This window comes from Polaromonas sp., from assembly GCF_036676035.1.
In the GTDB taxonomy this organism is placed as follows: Bacteria; Pseudomonadota; Gammaproteobacteria; order Burkholderiales; family Burkholderiaceae_C; genus Polaromonas.
The window spans coordinates 1-17,731 of sequence record NZ_JAKFDR010000076.1 but is presented as its reverse complement, the minus strand read 5'-3'; the positions used below and the strand labels follow the sequence as shown (position 1 = coordinate 17,731).

Here is a 17,731-nt window from a genome sequence, read left to right as displayed (position 1 = left end):
GATTTTTGTTCAGGACAAGGCGCAAACCACAGCAATAGCCCCGCTATTGCGCGGATTTGCAACGCCGTCATGGACGAAAAGACGCGGTTTTATGTGCCGGATAGCGTGCAACACCACACTAGGGTTTAGCCTAGTCAGAATGCACTGGCCGGGTCAACCCGGGTTTGCTGCCAGTCGTTATAGTTGCGGGCACCCCGGTTTGCGCCTGTTCTGGACGCCGGGTTGATTCATTCCAAAACTGTGAGGAGTTTTTCATGTTCAAGAAGGTTCTGGCGTTTTTCGCCGCTATGTACATGGCCGTGTCTTTTGCTGCCGTGGACGTCAATAAAGCCACGGCTGCCGAACTCGACGGCATCAAAGGCATAGGCCCCGGCATCTCGGGCAAGATCATCGACGAGCGCAAGAAAGGCAATTTCAAGGACTGGAACGACTTCATCGAGCGCGTCAAGGGCGTGGGCGAAGCCAATGCGGCCAAGTACTCCGCCCAAGGCATGACCGTTGGTGGCGCCAGCTTCAAGGGCGTTGCCGCCGCCCCCGCTGCCAAGGAAGAGAAAAAAGACTCCAAGGCTGAAGCCAAAATGAAGGCCGACGAAGCCAAGACCAAAAAAGAAGCCGAGAAAAAAGCCAAGGCCGAAGAGAAAAAGAAAATGGCTGCGGAAGCCAAAGCCAAGGCCGATGCTGAGAAAGCCGCCAAAGCCGACGCTGCCAAGAAGAGTGACAAGCCTGCTGCCAAGGCAGACGCTGCCAAACCTGCGGCCAGCGCTCCCAAGAAGTAATACGGGCAAGCCACGCACTTCTCGAAAAAACCCGCCCTCCGGCGGGTTTTTTCATGTCTGCTTACAAGCCATTTTGGCCTGCAGCCCTTGATTAATTTGCGCTGTTAGCTATTAAAAATATAGCAAAATAATTTCAAACCAGCGCAATCAGATCGGTCACGCCCACCGTCACGCCCGCCTGTGTGAGCAAGGTGGTGAGCTGCCCGCGATGGTGGGTCTGGTGGTTGAAGAAATGCGTCATCGCCTGCCAGGCCGGGTGCGCTCGCGGCACACCTTTTGTATTGGCATAACGCATGGTGCTCAGCAGGAATTCAGGCGACATGTCTGCCAACCAAAGCTCCATGGCAGCATCAAGAGCCTCGCGGGTGCTTTTGAGGTCCGGCCAATCCGGGTGCAAATCGCTGGTGTAGTCTGACCCGTCGGGCAGGGTCAACAAAGCGGGGGGAAGCGCTGCAAATGCCGTGTCCTGACAGGCGAAGCGATGCAGCCACATCTTGTCGGCAAGCACCAGGTGTGTCAGCGTGTGGTGAATGGAACCAAAAAACGCACCGCGTTCCCGCTTGCGCTCCTCATCGGTCAGTGTTTCGCAGGCCTGGTACAGACGCTGGTTCATCCAGCGGTTGTACCGGGCCAGGAAACGGTAGCTATCGAGAAACGCTGTGCTCATGCCGGATACTCCTGAATTGATAGCTACTTGCGCAAGTATTGCTTGGGCTTGAAGCCATTTTTGCATAAAAGAATGACTTCAAGCCGGCTCAGCGCGCCGTCAGACTTCAGGCTTTGCCAAATCCTCCACCGCCCGGCGTATGGATTTCAAACACATCGCCGGCCTGCATCTCGGCCTGGCCGATATGGTCCAGCACCTCCACCCGGCCGTCGGCGCGCACCACGCGGTTCAGGCCGACCTGGCCGGCCTCGCCGCCGGCCATGCCAAAAGCACCGTGCTTGCGCCCGTTCGACAAAATACTGGCCGTCATGGGTTCGAGGAACTTCACGCGCCGCACGCCGCCATGGCCGCCCTGCCAGCGCCCGGCGCCGCCCGAACCCTCGCGGATCTCGTAGCTCTCCAGCCGCACCGGGAAGCGGAACTCCAGCACCTCGGGATCGGTCAGGCGCGAGTTGGTCATGTGGGCCTGCACGACGCTGGTGCCGTTGAAGCCTTCGACGACGCGGCCCTCGGCGTCGATCACGGCACCGGCGCCGCTGCCGCCCGAAATCGTTTCGTAATACTGGTGCCGCGCATTGCCGAAGGTGAAGTTGTTCATGGTGCACTGGCCGGCCGCCATCACCCCCAGCGCGCCGTACAGCGCGTTGGTGATGCAGGTCGAGGTCTCCACATTGCCCGCCACCACCGAGGCCGGTGGGTTCGGGTTCAGCATGGAGCCGGCCGGAATGATCACCTTGAGCGGTTTGAGGCAGCCCGCATTGAGCGGAATGTCGTCGTCGACCAGCGTGCGAAACACATAGAGCACGGCCGCCATGCAGACCGCCGTGGGCGCATTGAAGTTGTTCGTCTGCTGGGGCGACGTGCCGGTGAAGTCGATCTCGGCACTGCGGCTCTGCGCATCTACCCGGATACCCACCTTGATCTGCGCGCCATTGTCCAGCGGCAGCGTGAACTGGCCATCCTTGAGCCGCGTGATGACCCGGCGCACCGACTCTTCGGCGTTGTCCTGCACATGGCGCATGTAGGCCTGCACCACCTCCAGGCCAAACTGGTGGGCCATCTTGCGCAGCTCCTGCACGCCTTTTTCGTTGGCGGCGATCTGCGCCTTCAAATCAGCCATGTTCTGCTGCGGGTTGCGGCTGGGGTAGGTCCCGCTCTTGAGCAGGGCCATCATTTCCGCCTCGCGCAGCACGCCGCGCTCGACCAGCAGGAAGTTGTTGATCTGCACACCCTCTTCTTCGATCAGGGTTGAAAACGGCGGCATCGAGCCCGGCGTGATGCCGCCAACGTCGGCATGGTGGCCTCTAGAACCCACGTAGAACGTGGGTTCTGGGGCCTTCGGCGGCATGTGCTCACCCCCACCCCGACCCTCCCCCTTCCAGGAGGAGGGAGCTAAATAGACCGGCGTGATGACGGTGATGTCCGGCAGATGCGTGCCGCCGTGGTAGGGGTCGTTGAGCACATACACATTGCCCGGCTGCATGGTGGCCGCGTTTTCGCGGATCACAGTCTTGATGCTCTCGCCCATGGAGCCCAGGTGCACCGGCATGTGGGGGGCGTTGGCAATCAGGTTGCCCTCGGCATCAAACAGCGCACAGCTGAAGTCCAGCCGCTCCTTGATGTTGACCGAGTAGGCCGTGTTCTGCAGCTGCAGGCCCATCTGCTCGGCGATGTTCATGAACAGGTTGTTGAACACTTCCAGCAGCACCGGGTCCACCGTGGTGCCGGCCGCAAACCGGACGGCACGCGCCGCGCGCCGGTCCAGCACCAGGTGGTCGAGCGCCGTCAGGCTCGCCTCCCAGCCCGGCTCCACCACCGTCGTGGCGTTTTTCTCGGCAATGATGGCCGGGCCGGAGATGAGGTCGCCCGGCTGCAGGTCTTCGCGCACCACCAGCGCCGCCTCGTGCCACTGCCCGCCCGAGTACATACGCACGGTTTCGCGGCGCGGCACCTCGCGCGCCTCATGCGTGGCGTGGCGGGTTTCAGCCGGCGCATCGCCGGCCACCACGGCTTCGACCGACACGGCCTCCACCACCAAGGCCTTGCCCTGCATCAGGAAAGAAAAGCGCTGGCGGTAGGCCGCTTCAAAGCCGGCTTCAATCCGGTCCAGGTCGCCAAACGGCACCACCAGCGCCGAGTCGCTGCCTTCGTAACGCACGTGCACGCGGCGGTGCGTGCTGATGGGCCCCAGGCCGACCTGCTGGCGCTGCAGATCAGCCTCGGCCGCAGTGGCCAGCGCATCCAGCCTGGCGGTGATCTCGGGCAGGGCTGCGTCGGACAATTTGAGCTCGACCGCCTGCTCGCGAATCACGTTCTGGTCGGCCAGGCCCATGCCGTAGGCTGAGAGGACACCGGCCAGCGGGTGCACAAACACCCGCGTCATGCCCAGGGCATCGGCCACCAGGCAGGCATGCTGGCCGCCGGCGCCGCCAAAGCACTGCAGGGTGTAGCGCGTCACGTCGTAACCACGCGCCACCGAGATCTTCTTGATCGCGTTGGCCATCTGCTGCACCGCGATGTTGATAAAACCTTCGGCCACCACCTCGGCCGGACGTCCGGTCTGGCGGGCCAGCTCATCGAACTTCGCCTGCACCACCTCCGCGTCCAGCGGCTCATCGGCCTGGTGGCCGAACACCTGGGGAAAGTAATGCGGCTGGATCTTGCCGACCATCAGGTTGGCGTCGGTCACGGCCAGTGGCCCGCCGCGGCGGTAGCTGGCGGGGCCGGGATTGGCGCCCGCGCTTTGCGGACCCACGCGAAAACGTGCGCCGTCAAACGCCAGAATGGAGCCGCCGCCGGCAGCCACGGTGTGAATGCTCATCATGGGCGCGCGCATGCGCACGCCGGCCACCTGGGTTTCAAACTCGCGTTCGAACTCGCCCGCGTAGTGCGACACATCGGTCGAGGTGCCGCCCATGTCAAAGCCGATGACCTTCTCGATCCCGGCAATGGCCGCCGTGCGCGCCATGCCGACAATGCCGCCGGCCGGGCCGCTCAGGATGGCATCCTTGCCCTGGAAGGCATGCGCGTCGGCCAGCCCACCGGACGACTGCATGAAAAACAGCTTGACGCCCGGCATCTCCGCGCCCACCTGCTCGACATAGCGGCGCAGGATGGGCGAGAGGTAGGCATCGACCACGGTCGTATCGCCGCGGCTGACGAACTTCATCATCGGGCTGGTCTCAAACGAGGTGCTGATTTGCGTGAAGCCGACTTCCTGCGCGATGCGTTTGGCGATTTTCTCGTGCGCGGTGTAGCGGTAGCCATGCATGAACACGATGGAAACACTGCGCAGCCCTTGCTGGTATTGCGCAATAAGATCCTTTTTCAGTAGCGCCTCATCGAGCGCCTGGAGCACCTCGCCCTGCGCGCTGACGCGCTCCTGCGCCTCGACCACCGCGCTGTAAAGCAGCTCGGGCAGCACGATGTTGCGGTCAAAGATGCGCGGACGGTTCTGGTAGGCGATGCGCAAGGCATCGCGAAAGCCGCGCGTGGTCACCAGCAGCGTCGGCTCGCCCTTGCGCTCCAGCAGCGCATTGGTGGCCACGGTGGTGCCCATCTTGACGCATTCCACCAGCTCGGGCGTGATCAGTTCGCCAGGTTGAAGGCCCAGCAGGTGCCGGATGCCGGCCACCGCGGCATCGCGGTACTGCTCGGGGTTTTCGGACAGCAGCTTGTGCGTGATCAGTGAACCATCGGGTTTCTTGGCCACGATGTCGGTGAAGGTGCCGCCGCGGTCTATCCAGAACTGCCAGCGTTTCGTGCCATTTTTTTCCATGAATTTCTATTCCAAAATTAAGCCGTCAGGCTGGCTGCAGACCGTGCCGCCTGGTCATAGATACCCGAGAGCAGCCGCAGCAGCCGGGCCAAGTCGCCAATATCGCGGTTCAAGGCGTCGTCGGCGTTCAGCGCATTGATCAGGCATGACTCGCGGATCTCCCGGTACCGCTCGACATATTGACGCCCCAGGTCGGTCGCGGCATAGGTCACTTCCTTGCCGCTCTTGCTGGACGCCACCACACCCAGGTTTTGCAGTTTTTTGAGCGAGTAGTTGATCAGGTGGGTGTCTTCCACATTCATGATGAAGCAAATGTCGGCCAAGCGCTTGTCGCGGGCGCGGTGCGTCACATGGTGGAGCACCAGCACATCCAGCGGTGTGAGGTCTTTCAGGCCGGCGGCACTCATGCAGTGGGCAATCCACCGGTGAAAGGCATTGCCCGCCACGATCAGGCCGAATTCGAACTCACTCATCTCCGAGCTTCTGGGCGACACCAGATGCGCGGACGACACGATGGGTGGCTGCTCCGCTTGAGGCGGTGCCGCAGACACACTGACAGGACGCTTCTTGGCCATCGACAACCTCCGAAATTGGCATCTTCCCAAATAATTCAGTTCGGATTGTAGGTATGTAATCTACAATTTATCAACAATTTGTTGACGTTTAGGGAAAACACCAACCGTGATTCCGCCCATGCGCCTTACATTTACCGCCGTACTTGGCCTTCCCGAATGCCATGGAGTTTTTATGAACGCCGCCCGCTGACCCGGGCTTTCCTGCTACCCGCTGCACCGCTTTTGCAAGCCGCACCGCAACCTCGCCGAACATCCTGCCCATGAGTCAGCCTGCCCCGTCCCGCGCATCACCGCTGCTTTCCGTTCGCTCCCTCAGCGTCGAATTCGAGGTGCCGGGCGGGCGCTTTCGTGCGGTTGACAACTTGAGCTTCGATGTCACGGCCGGACGCACCCTGGCCATCGTCGGCGAGTCGGGTTCGGGCAAATCGGTGACCTCGCAGGCCATCATGCGATTGACCGACTACTCGGGCGGACAAATTGTCGATGGCCAAATCCTGTTTCAGTCGCCGGTCAGCGGCATGCAGGACCTGACACAAGCCAGCGATGACACCTTGCGCGCCATTCGCGGCAATGAAATTGCCATGATCTTTCAGGAGCCCATGACCTCGCTGAACCCGGTGTTCACCATCGGCAACCAGATCGCGGAAACGTTGATCCTGCACCAGGGCTTGAGCCCGTCCCAGGCGCGCGGGCAGGCCCGTGCGCTGCTCGAAAAAGTACGCCTGCCGGATGCCGAGCGGCTGCTTGATGCCTATCCGCACTCGCTGTCCGGCGGCATGCGCCAGCGCGCCATGATTGCCATGGCGCTGTCCTGCCAGCCGGCGCTGCTGATTGCCGACGAGCCCACCACGGCGCTGGATGTGACCATTCAGGCGCAGATCCTGAACATCATCCGCGAGTTGCAGCAGGGCCTGAACACCGCCGTGGTGTTCATCACCCACGACATGGGTGTGGTGGCGCAGATGGCCGATGACGTGGTGGTGATGTGGCGCGGACGCATGGTCGAGCAAGGTCCGGTCGAGCAAATTTTCAATGCCCCGCAGCACCCCTACACCCGCGCCCTGTTGTCGGCGGTCCCCCGGCTGGGCAGCCTGCGCGGCCAGCCGCTGCCAAAACGCACGCCTCTCATCGTGCTGGAAGGCGACCAGTCACGCGAAGTGGGCGCCGAGCAGGTACAGGACACGGTGGACTCCCGTGCGCCTTTGCTCACGGTCGACAGGCTCACCACCCGTTTCGATGTGGCCCACAGCCTGCTGGGACGTGTCACGCACCGCGTGCATGCCGTCGAAGAAGTCAGCTTCGATATTTATCCGGGCGAGACGCTGGCCCTGGTCGGAGAGTCCGGCAGCGGCAAATCGACCATCGGTAAAACGCTGCAGCAGCTGGTCGACGCCTCCAGTGGCACGGTCCGCTTCGCCGGTCAGGACATCAGCACGCTGAATGCAGCCGGCAAGCAGCGGCTGCGGCAAGACATCCAGTACATTTTCCAGGATCCGTATGCCTCGCTCGATCCGCGCAAAACGGTGGGTTTCAGCATTGCCGAGCCCATACTCACCCACCGTTTGCTCACCGACCCCACAGCGGTGCAGCGGCGCCTGGCCGAGCTGCTCGAATGCGTCGGCTTGAAGCCCGAACACGCCGGCCGCTATCCGCACGAGTTCTCCGGCGGCCAGCGCCAGCGGGTCTGCATAGCCCGCGCGCTGGCCTGCAATCCCAAGCTGGTGATCGCCGACGAATCCGTTTCCGCACTGGACGTCTCCATCCAGGCGCAGATCATTGACTTGCTGATGGCTTTGCAGGCCGAGCGCGGACTGTCTTACCTGTTCATCACGCATGACATGGCGGTGGTCGAGAAAATCAGCCACCGGGTGGCCGTCATGTACCTCGGGCAGATCGTCGAGATCGGCCGTCGCCAGGACGTTTTTGAAAATCCTCAACATGCCTACACACGCAAGCTGCTGGCGGCCGTGCCTGTGGCCGAGCCGGGCAGGCTGATCGACCCGCGCCTGATCCAGGGCGAGATCCCCAGCCCGCTGCGCAAGGTCGGCCATGAGCCCGACATCCTCAAGCTCATTGAAATCAACCCGGGCCATCGTGTGGCGCAATCCGCAGCAGCGGCCTGAGCACCGGCCGGTTCATTCACCCTTGTAATCCTGCAACCTCGCACCTCGCACCTCGCACCTCGCACCTCGCACCTCGCACCTCGCACTTCGCACATTTGTACTCAGGAGAAAACCGATGAAGCTGAAAAACCTCTTAGCCACCACCAGCCTGGTGCTCGCCAGCCTGGCGGCCCCCAGCACCCATGCCGCGGGGACGCTCACCGTGGCACTGCACCAGGACCCGGGCAACTGGGACCCGATTGCTACTTTCCTGGTGTCTTGGGGCGCTGTCGGCGGCCAGGTCTTCGATGGCCTGATCATGCGCACGCCGGACATGAAGCTGGCGCCCGGCCTGGCCACCAAATGGGAGTTTCTGGAGAAAAACACCAAGCTGCGCTTTACCCTGCGCCCCAATGTGAAGTTCCATAACGGCGAGCCCTTCGATGCCGAAGCCGTGAAATTTACCTTTGACCGCCTGCTCGGTGAAGAGGGCAAGAAGGGGCCGCAGCAGTCCAACTACAACGCGATCGAGAAAGTCGTTGTCGTCAACCCGAGCACGGTGGACTTCGTGCTCAAGAGCCCTGACCCGGTGCTGCTGACCAAGCTGGCCGGCTATGGCGCGATGATTGTGCCGCCCAAGTACATCAAGGAAAAAGGCAGCCAGTTCTTCGGCATGAATCCGGTCGGCACCGGCCCCTTCAAGTTCACGGAATACAAACCCAAAATCAGCCTCTCGTTTGAGCGCAACGCAGCCTACTGGGGCGGCGCCCCCAAACTGGACCAACTGGTCTATCGCTTCATCACCGAGCCCGCCACCCAGGCGGCCGAACTGCAGGCCGGCCGTCTCGACGTGGCCAACCAGATCCCGCTGGCGATGATCGACACCCTCAAGAAGGACAGCAAGCTTGACGTCGTCAGCATGGACGGTCCGGTCGCGCTGGCCATGCGCTACAACACGCAGCGCGGCATCATGAAGGACCGCGAAGTGCGCAAGGCGCTCACCATGGCGGTGGATCGCGACGCGATCATCAAGACCATATTGCTGGGCAATGCCAAGCCCATCGCCAGCTTTCAGGGCACGCTGTCGTTTGGCAATGACCCGGCCCTCAAGCCCCTGCCTTTCAACCCGGCGCAGGCCAAAGCCATGCTGCAAAAAGCCGGTGTCAAACCAGGCACGCAGATCCAGCTCGACTTCCGCGGCTCTGACAGCAACTTCCGCGAAGTCGCGCAGGCGGTGGCGGGTTACCTGCAGGCGGTGGGCATCACCGCCTCGCTCAAGCCGTATGAAACCAATGTGCTGCTCAACGACATCATCCCGAACGGCAAGACCGGTGAGATGTGGCAGAACCAGTGGGGCGGCTGGACCTTTGACTATGACAACACGGCCTACTCCATGTACTACACCAAGCAGCGCTGGAACCCGTTCGACGACGATGCCAAGCTCAATGCCCTGCTGCACACCCAGCGCAACACCTGGGACCAGGCGGCGCGCAAGAAAACATTGCAGGAGATCGGCCGTTACGTCGCCGACCAGGCGCTGGAAATGCCCCTGTACAGCCTGAACACCATCTATGGCCTGAACAAGCGTGCAAAGAACCTGGCGTTGCCGGTCGACGGTCGTTTCCGCTTTGTCGAAGCCTCTGTCGATTGACGCCTCATCCAACCTGACCTGAGCCGAACCGAGCTGCCGACACCATGAGCGGATTTCTTATCAAGCGACTGCTGCAGGCGATCTTCGTCGTGCTGGTGGTGACCCTGTTTGTTTCCTACGCCGTGCGCCTGTCGGGCGACCCGGCGCTCATGCTCAGCCAGGGCGCGGGCAGCGTGACGGAGCAAGACCTCGAAAACATCCGCAAGGGCCTGGGCCTGGACCGGCCCTTCCTGGTGCAATACGCCGACTTTCTGCGCGGTGCGGTGGTCGGTGACTTCGGTCTGAGCTTCATGGGCGGAACGCCGGTCGCGCGCCTGATCGGAGACGCCCTGCCGGCCACGCTGGCGCTGGCTTTTGTCTCGCTGCTGCTGTCGGTTCTGGTGTCCGTGCCACTGGGCATTCAGGCCGCCGTCAAAAAAGGCAAGGGGGTGGATCAGTTCATCCGCATCATCTCGCTGGTCGGGCTGTCGTTTCCCAACTTCTGGCTGGCCATCATGCTGGTGCTGCTGCTGTCCATCACCTTCCCCCTCCTTCCGCCCTCGGGCTGGGATGGGGCGATCAGCCTGGTCATGCCGGCGCTGACCATGGCCATCATCCTGTCGGCCACCAATGTGCGCCTGGTACGCACCGCCATGCTGGAAACGCTGTCGGCCCAATACATCATGGTGGCGCGCAGCAAAGGACTCAAGGACCGTGTCGTGCTCTACAAGCACGCATTGCGCAATTGCGCCATCCCCCTGATCACCTACATCGGCCTGCAATTTGGCAACCTGATCGGCGGCCTCGTGGTGGTCGAAAAAGTCTTCAACTGGCCGGGGCTGGGAACCCTGGCTTTCGATGCCATCGCCGGCCGGGACTACCCGGTCTTGCAGGGCACGGTCACCGTGCTGTCCGTGATCATTGTGGCGGTCAACCTGCTGGTCGACATTGCTTACGGGCTGGTCGACCCCCGCATTCGCAGCAAATAACGTCCATGCAAACTGTTCCTCCCACCCCCATCGCCGCTCCCGTCTCCCGCTCGCTGCAATGGCGCTCGCTCGAATTCATGCTCGGCGCCCTGCTGACCGGCGCCATGCTGCTGCTGGTGCTGCTGTCGGTCTGGCTGTTTCCGGACCGCGGTTCCGCCATGGACCTGGGCGCGCGCCTGACCCAACCTTTCACCCATTGGGCGCACCCCCTGGGCACCGACCCCCTGGGGCGCGACGTGCTGGCGCGCGTGCTGGTCGGCGGACGGATCTCCCTGGTGGTCGGCTTCCTCTCGGTGCTCGGTGCCTCGGTGCTGGGCATCGTGATTGGCCTCGTCGCCGGTTATTACCGGGGCTTTTGGGACATGCTCTTGATGCGCTGCGTGGACGTGCAGCTGGCGCTGCCCTTCATCCTGGTGGCGCTCACCTTCATTTCCATCCTGGGCGGCGGCCTGGGTAACATCATCCTGTTCATGATCGTCTCGCAGTGGGTGCAATACGCGCGGCTGGTGCGCGGCATGGTGCTGTCGGTGCGCGAGCGCGAGTTCGTTCAGGCGGCGCGTGCGTTTGGCGTGCGCGATCTGGCCATGATCCGCCACCACATCCTGCCCAACGTGATCGGGCCGGTCATCATCCTGATCACGCTGAACGTGGCCAACAACATCCTGCTCGAGAGCAGCCTGACCTTTCTGGGCCTGGGTGTAGACCCATTGATTCCCAGCTGGGGCGGCATGCTGGCCGATGGCCGCACCTACATGCAGACCGCCTGGTGGGTCAGCGTCTTCCCCGGCGTGGCCATCATGCTCATGGTGCTGGGCCTGAACCTGCTGGGTGACTGGCTGCGCGACCGGATCGACCCTACTGGAAAACTTTAACGGAAAGACTGCAATGAAGAGCACCCCGCTTCTGGACATAAGCCTGCCGCGCACACTCGATGGCTGGGTTGCCCAATTCGAGCAGAGCGAATGGCAGGGTGCACAGGTCCAGGGCTGGCTGTTTGAAGGCCTTGCCGCGCGCCGCGCCGCAGAGCGCCGCCTGGCGGCTGCAGGCGTACAGGCGCAGTTGCGCAGCGCCTACAAGCCGCTGGTGCACTACTTTCTTGAAGAGATGGATTGCAGCACGCTGGCCGCCGTCACGGTGCATTACCCGCTGCATCCGAACGCATCGCCACGCCGTTTCTTGCTGGAGGCCTACCCGCTGGCCGGGCTGCTGCCCGACTGCAAGCTTGAGTTTGTGCCCGGTACGGACGATCTGCATTACCAGCTGGCGCTCACGCTGAAGAGTGGCCGGCAACTACAAGCCAGCGTCTTTGCCCCCAACCGCGTCCATGTTGACCACATCGGCGCCACCCTGCTGTCGCCCACGGGCTGGCTGCGTGCCCAGATACAGCCCGAGCACGGCCTTGCGGCAGGCATGGACAGCGCCCAGCAGACGGATTACGAACAGCTCTTCGCGCAGATACTGCAAACCGTCAAGCAGCACCCCTGGCCCGCGCAAGAACCCTATTTCGAGCGGCTGGACATTCGCGCTGACCTGCCCGGCATCGAGCAAGCCCTGCCGGTGGATCACGAGTGCATCAGCAGCCATGAAGCGCTGCATGAAGACATTTATTTCTCCCTGCTTGAAATCTTCCAGCGCCGATCCGGGCGGCTGGAGAACGACCGCCGCCTGCAGCCCGGGCAGATCGTGCCGGACGTGCGCGCCAGCACCACCGCACCGCGCCTGCGCATAGCCTTAAGCCGCTTCGACGTGCAGGCACAAGACCTTCGCGCTCACGTCCATGCCAACCCCAGCCCCAGCGCGCAACAAGCCCTTGACTTGCTGGACACCGCAGCGCACCCGGCCCGCATTGCCGCCGAAATGGATCGCCTGGGTGGCCAGCGTTTCACGGCTCTGACTCGCCAAGGGCGCCAGGTCGCCGGCCTGTACCATGCCGGGCCCGCTGCAGCCGTCTTGATCAGCGGCGGCCAGCATGCCAACGAAACCTCCGGCGTGGTCGGCGCCCTGCGTGCGGCACAGGCCCTTAAGGCGCGCGAAGACACAGGGGACAAGGCGCACTTCGCACTGATCGCGCTGGAAAACCCCGATGGCTATGCCTTGCACCGCGAGCTGTGCGCCCAGCATCCGCACCATATGCATCATGCCGCACGCTACAGCGCCCTGGGCGATGACATTGAATACCGTGAGCAGGCGCCGCTCTACGAGCGCGAAGCGCGTGAACAGGCGCTGGCCTTGTCGGGTGCCCAGTTGCACATCAATCTGCACGGCTACCCGGCCCATGAATGGACCCGGCCGCTGTCCGGCTATGTGCCACGCGGCTTTGAACTCTGGACCATTCCGAAAGGGTTTTTCCTGATCCTGCGCCATCACCCCGGCTGGCAGGCACAGGGGCGCGCCTTGCTGGAGCAGGTCAGCGCGGCACTGTTAAAGGTCCCTGGCCTGCCTGCCTACAACGCCCGCCAGATGGCGCTCTACGAACAGCATGCGGGCGAGTTGCCCTTCGAAGTCATCCATGGCACGGCCTGCACGCAGTCGGAAACGACCCGCCCTGGTGCGCCGGTCACGCTGATCACGGAGTTTCCGGACGAAACGATTGATGGCGAAGCGTTCCGGTTCGCCCACTCGGTACAGATGGAAACGGTGCTGGCCGCCGTGAATGCCTGGCAGAGCTTGCAAGGGCCGGCTCGCCAATGATAGGAAGCTTCCAAATCGAGGAGCACTTTTTGGGGTATGCCCGGGGAAGCTGGCGCAGTATTTGCGTCTATCCTATCCGTACTTACCATCTCTTACACCATTCTTTAATCCTGGAGCTGTCATGAAATTCAAACTTGCACTGATCGCCGCCGTGCTCAGCGTCGGCACCGCGGCATTTGCCCAAACCAAATGGGATTTGCCGGCGGCCTACCCTGCGTCCAACTTTCACACCGAGAACCTGACGCAGTTCGCCAACGATATTGACAAAGCCACCGCTGGCAAGCTCAAGATCACGGTGCACGCCAACGCATCGCTTTTCAAAGCGAATGAAATCAAGCGTGCAGTGCAGGGCGGCCAGGCGCAGCTGGGCGAGATTTTGCTCGCCAACTTTGAAAACGAAAACCCGATTTACGGCGCCGACGGCTTGCCATTTCTGGCGTCAAGCTATCCGGCCGCCCGCAAGCTGGCCGATGCGCAAAAGCCGGCGCTCGACAAACTGCTGGGCGCTCAAGGCATGAAACTGCTCTACACCGTGGCATGGCCTCCACAAGGTGTTTACGCCAACAAGGAACTCACCTCAGTCGCCGACATGAAAGGCCTCAAATGGCGTGCCTACAGCCCCGCGACCAGCAAAATTGCAGAGCTGGTAGGCGCACAGCCTGTGACCGTGCAGGCCGCCGAGCTCAGCCAGGCACTGGCCACGGGCGTCGTCAACAGCTACATGAGCTCGGGCTCGACCGGCTACGACACCAAAACCTACGAGAGCATCAAGTACTGGTATGACGTGCAGGCCTGGCTACCCAAAAACGCGGTCATCGTCAATAAGAAATCTTTTGACGCGCTGGATGCGGCCACCCAGGCTGCCGTCCTGAAAGCGGCGTCGGATGCAGAGCTGCGCGGCTGGAAAATCAGCGAAGAGAAAAACGAGTTTTATAAAAAGGCGCTGGCTGAAAAGGGCATGAAGATCATGGCGCCTTCGCCCAAGCTGGTCGCCGACTTCCGCCAGGTCGGCAGCATCATGAAAACAGACTGGACCAAACGCGCCGGCGCCGATGGTGAAGCGCTGCTGTCAGCCTACGAGAAATCAACCGCGACCAAGAAATAAACATGCGCCGGCTACTTGATGCGCTTTATGACGGCGCGGCATGGATGGGGGCCCTCTTCATGATTGGCACGCTGCTCTCCGTGCTGGCCGGCGTGCTGGACCGGCAGTTTGCCTGGTCACTGCGCGGCACCGACATGTATGCGGGTTACTGCATGGCGGCCAGCGGCTTCCTGGCGCTGGCGCATACCCTTAAAAAAGGCGAACACATCCGTGTCACGCTGATTCTCAACGCGGTGAGGGGTCGGGCCCGGCGGGCGATTGAGATATGGGCGCTGGCAGCGGCGACTGCACTCGCCATGCTGTTCGCCTGGTACAGCGTGAAACTGTCCATCAACTCCTGGCAGTTCAATGATGTCTCCACCGGCAATGACGCAACGCCGTTGTGGATTCCACAGCTCACCATGGGCGTCGGGGCCGTGATCCTGATGATTGCCTTCATCGATGAGCTGGTACTGGAGATCATCGGGCGCCGCGTTCAGACGGGCAGCGACGAAGCCGAGACCTTGCACTACGAATAATCAGAAGAACAAACCCCATGTCTGAACTTGCCATCACCTCGCTGCTGATTCTTTCGCTGTTCCTCATCTTGGGCTCGGGCGTATGGATAGGCCTCACCCTGTCTGGCGTCGCCTGGATCGGCATGCAGCTTTTTTCTTCACGCGCCGCTGGCGATGCCATGGCCGTGACCATCTGGGGCTCTTCATCGAGCTGGACGCTGACGGCTCTGCCGCTTTTCGTGTGGATGGGCGAAATCCTGTTTCGCACCAAACTCAGTGAAAGCATGTTCAAGGGCCTGGCACCATGGGTCAGCCGTCTGCCGGGGGGGCTGCTGCACACCAACGTGATAGGGTGCACCATTTTTGCGGCGGTGTCGGGCTCGTCGGCAGCGACCTGCGCCACCATTGGAAAAATGACCTTGCCGGAACTCGCCAAACGCGGCTACCCCGAAGACATCACGATCGGCTCGCTGGCGGGGGCCGGCACGCTGGGCTTGCTCATTCCGCCCTCCATCATCATGATCGTCTATGGCGTCAGCGCCGATGTGTCGATTGCCAAGCTCTTCATCGCAGGTGTTTTCCCAGGGCTGTTGCTGGCGTCACTGTTCTCAGGCTACCTGATTGTCTGGGCGCTGATGAACAAGGGAAAAATCCCGCCGCCGGACGCGCCCATGACGTTTGGTCAGAAGATCCATGAATCGCGCCACCTGATTCCCGTGGTGCTGCTGATCAGTGCCGTGCTCGGCTCCATCTACGCAGGCATCGCCACGGCCACGGAGGCTGCGGCCATTGGCGTGGTCGGGTCCTTGGTGTTGTCGCTGGTGCAACGCTCGCTGAGCTGGACTACTTTCAAAGAGTCGCTGCTGGGCGCAACGCGCCTGTACTGCATGATTGCACTGATTCTGGCGGGCGCCGCGTTCCTGACGCTGAGCATGGGCTACATCGGCCTGCCGCGCCACCTGGCCGAGTTTGTATCCAGTCTGGGCCTGAACCCTTTCATGCTGATTCTCGCCCTGAGCGTGTTTTACATGATTCTGGGCTGCTTTCTTGACGGCATTTCGATGGTGGTGCTCACCATGGGCGTCATCCTGCCCACCGTGCAGACGGCGGGCCTGGACCTTATCTGGTTCGGCATTTTCATCGTCGTCGTGGTGGAGATGGCGCAGATTACCCCGCCCGTGGGCTTCAACCTGTTTGTGCTGCAGGGCATGACCAAAAAGGAGATTACTTACATTGCGCGGGTCACGCTGCCATTTTTCTTGCTGATGTGCGGCATGGTGCTGCTGCTGTGGTTCTTCCCGCAGATAGCGACCTGGCTGCCCGGCAAGATGTGACCGCAAATGCTGATGGCCAAGACGGCTGACGCCTGAGCACCGGCAAGTGGCTTTTCATCGCCAGGGCTGGGTGAGCCGCGAGTCATCGGTCAGCGCCCAGGTTTTAAGGCCCGTCGCCGCCTCAATCGCCTGTCGGTAGGGCGGCATATTGGTGCACTCCAGCACCACGGACGCAAGCGTTGGTTCTCGCTTTTTCAGCGCCATCGCTGCGGCGACCACATCGGTAGCTGCCTTTTGAATATCAAGGGTCTCGCGATTGCCCAGGATGGCCGTGGCAAATTCACCCGCAGGGTCAACGCCCTGCACAATCACATCGCCCAGCCGCTCATGCGGCACACCGGCCGCCAACAGGTGCTCGGCGCCCAGCTGACTGGCGCTGATGGTGAGCACGCCAACTTGAGGCTGATCGGCCAGCAAGCCGGGCAACTGCAGCAGACTGGAAGTGATCACGGGTACTTGGACCGCCGCCTGCAGCTCTTCTTGCAGCAGCACCAAAAAACCGCAGCTCGTCGTGATGGCTTTGGCGCCATCGCGCTGCAAAGCTTGCACCGCGTCAAGGAAAGCAGGCGCCACCTGCGCGGCCCGCAAGCCCTCGCCCGACTGAACGACTTTTGCCGGCCAGGCACCGTGCACAACGAACCGGCGGGTCGGTACATCGAAGGTGTCCGGATGGCCCACATCGCCGGGTGGCCTTGGAAACCGGGTGTCCAGCATCACAACGCCAAGAAATCCAGCATCGCCGCTCAAAGGCTTGATCGAGGCCTCGCGTGCAATCATCGCTGCGGTTAAAGTCATGCCTGTATTTTCCCGCCAAACAACCCATTCAACCTATTGAAACAGCAGTTGACCGCTCGCAAACATCAGGAAAGCCGCCATGCACATTGACTTTTCCCTCTTCGAGCGCGTTCACCGTCTGGGTGACAGCGCGATGCGCCCGATTGCACCGTTCTCGGGCGCATCCAACTGCCGTTTCTAGGTTCAACCGCCATGCTGCCTGTCATTGCAATCTGTATCGGTGCCTGCATAGGTGCACTCGCCCGCTGGCAGTTGGGGCTGTGGCTCAATCCCGGCGGGCTGATGCCCTGGGGCACGCTGGCCGCCAACCTGATTGGCGGCTACCTGATCGGTGTGTGCGTCGCGGTGTTTCAGGCCCTGCCGCAGCTGGACCCGGTGTGGCGGCTGCTGCTCATCACCGGATTTCTGGGCGCCCTGACCACGTTTTCAAGCTTCTCGGCCGAAGTGGTCGGCCTGCTGCAGCAGGCACGCTACGGCTTAGCGCTGGGCACGGCTGCGCTACATCTGTTCGGCTCGCTGCTGCTGACCTTCGCAGGCATCAAGTCCGCTATGTTTTTGATAGCTGCTCGCGCAGGATAATTGCGGGCTTGAGGCTGATTTCTTTTAACCTAGAAACGGCAGTTGGACGTGCCCGAGTGGGCCGTCATGGGGTGGGCTGGCAAGGCGAGAGTAGCCCCCACGCTTGTCGCTTCGCGTACTGCGCTGCCCCCCGAGGGGGTTGTGCTTGCTCGGGGGCGGCCCTTCGCGGCGCACGACGCTGCGGGCTAATGCCCGCAAGGAGGAGCAACGCCG

General features: G+C 62.1%; 14 protein-coding genes. 10 read left to right on the top strand and 4 right to left on the bottom strand.

Going from position 1 to position 17,731, the window contains the following annotated elements; all coding sequences use genetic code 11:
* Positions 1-254 precede the first annotated feature (254 nt).
* Entirely contained in the window at positions 255-776 is a 522-nt protein-coding gene (locus V6M61_RS12665) for a ComEA family DNA-binding protein (RefSeq protein ID WP_332776935.1), read from the top strand.
* 133 nt (positions 777-909) lie between these two features.
* Here V6M61_RS12665 and V6M61_RS12660 read toward each other — a convergent pair whose 3' ends face one another.
* The 3 genes from V6M61_RS12660 to V6M61_RS12650 form a co-directional block, all read right to left on the bottom strand.
* Positions 910-1,443 (bottom strand): DinB family protein, encoded by a 534-nt coding sequence (locus V6M61_RS12660; protein WP_332776934.1) that lies wholly within the window; start codon positions 1,441-1,443, stop codon positions 910-912.
* 106 nt (positions 1,444-1,549) lie between these two features.
* The gene (locus tag V6M61_RS12655; RefSeq protein ID WP_332776933.1) at positions 1,550-5,221 is read right to left on the bottom strand and encodes a hydantoinase B/oxoprolinase family protein; all 3,672 of its coding nucleotides are present in this window, start codon (positions 5,219-5,221) and stop codon (positions 1,550-1,552) included.
* A gap of 17 nt (positions 5,222-5,238) precedes the next feature.
* Positions 5,239-5,796, bottom strand: coding sequence for a winged helix DNA-binding protein (locus V6M61_RS12650; protein ID WP_332776932.1), 558 nt, complete (start codon positions 5,794-5,796; stop codon positions 5,239-5,241).
* Positions 5,797-6,056: 260 nt separating this feature from the next.
* Between V6M61_RS12650 and V6M61_RS12645 the strand changes: the two genes are divergently transcribed.
* The 8 genes from V6M61_RS12645 to V6M61_RS12610 all read left to right on the top strand — a co-directional run bounded on the left by V6M61_RS12645 (position 6,057) and on the right by V6M61_RS12610 (position 16,144).
* Positions 6,057-7,919, top strand: a complete 1,863-nt coding sequence (locus V6M61_RS12645; RefSeq protein ID WP_332776931.1) for an ABC transporter ATP-binding protein — start codon at positions 6,057-6,059, stop codon at positions 7,917-7,919.
* Positions 7,920-8,034: 115 nt separating this feature from the next.
* Positions 8,035-9,549: an ABC transporter substrate-binding protein gene (locus V6M61_RS12640; RefSeq protein WP_332776930.1), complete on the top strand. Its 1,515-nt coding sequence runs from the start codon at positions 8,035-8,037 to the stop codon at positions 9,547-9,549.
* A gap of 44 nt (positions 9,550-9,593) precedes the next feature.
* Positions 9,594-10,517: an ABC transporter permease gene (locus tag V6M61_RS12635; protein WP_332776929.1), complete on the top strand. Its 924-nt coding sequence runs from the start codon at positions 9,594-9,596 to the stop codon at positions 10,515-10,517.
* A 5-nt stretch (positions 10,518-10,522) separates the two neighbouring features.
* Positions 10,523-11,389, top strand: a complete 867-nt coding sequence (locus V6M61_RS12630; protein ID WP_332776928.1) for an ABC transporter permease — start codon at positions 10,523-10,525, stop codon at positions 11,387-11,389.
* A gap of 13 nt (positions 11,390-11,402) precedes the next feature.
* Positions 11,403-13,208 (top strand): peptidase M14, encoded by a 1,806-nt coding sequence (locus V6M61_RS12625; protein WP_332776927.1) that lies wholly within the window; start codon positions 11,403-11,405, stop codon positions 13,206-13,208.
* A 121-nt stretch (positions 13,209-13,329) separates the two neighbouring features.
* Positions 13,330-14,313 (top strand): TRAP transporter substrate-binding protein, encoded by a 984-nt coding sequence (locus tag V6M61_RS12620; protein WP_332776926.1) that lies wholly within the window; start codon positions 13,330-13,332, stop codon positions 14,311-14,313.
* Positions 14,314-14,315: 2 nt separating this feature from the next.
* Complete coding sequence (locus V6M61_RS12615; RefSeq protein ID WP_332776925.1) at positions 14,316-14,831, top strand: TRAP transporter small permease; 516 nt, start codon at positions 14,316-14,318, stop codon at positions 14,829-14,831.
* A 17-nt stretch (positions 14,832-14,848) separates the two neighbouring features.
* Positions 14,849-16,144 (top strand): TRAP transporter large permease, encoded by a 1,296-nt coding sequence (locus V6M61_RS12610; RefSeq protein WP_332776924.1) that lies wholly within the window; start codon positions 14,849-14,851, stop codon positions 16,142-16,144.
* A gap of 54 nt (positions 16,145-16,198) precedes the next feature.
* Here the strand turns inward: V6M61_RS12610 and V6M61_RS12605 are convergent, their stop codons facing one another.
* Positions 16,199-16,939, bottom strand: coding sequence for an aspartate/glutamate racemase family protein (locus V6M61_RS12605; RefSeq protein WP_332776923.1), 741 nt, complete (start codon positions 16,937-16,939; stop codon positions 16,199-16,201).
* A 192-nt stretch (positions 16,940-17,131) separates the two neighbouring features.
* Between V6M61_RS12605 and crcB the strand changes: the two genes are divergently transcribed.
* Entirely contained in the window at positions 17,132-17,518 is a 387-nt protein-coding gene (gene crcB / locus V6M61_RS12600) for a fluoride efflux transporter CrcB (protein ID WP_332776922.1), read from the top strand.
* Positions 17,519-17,731 lie beyond the last annotated feature (213 nt).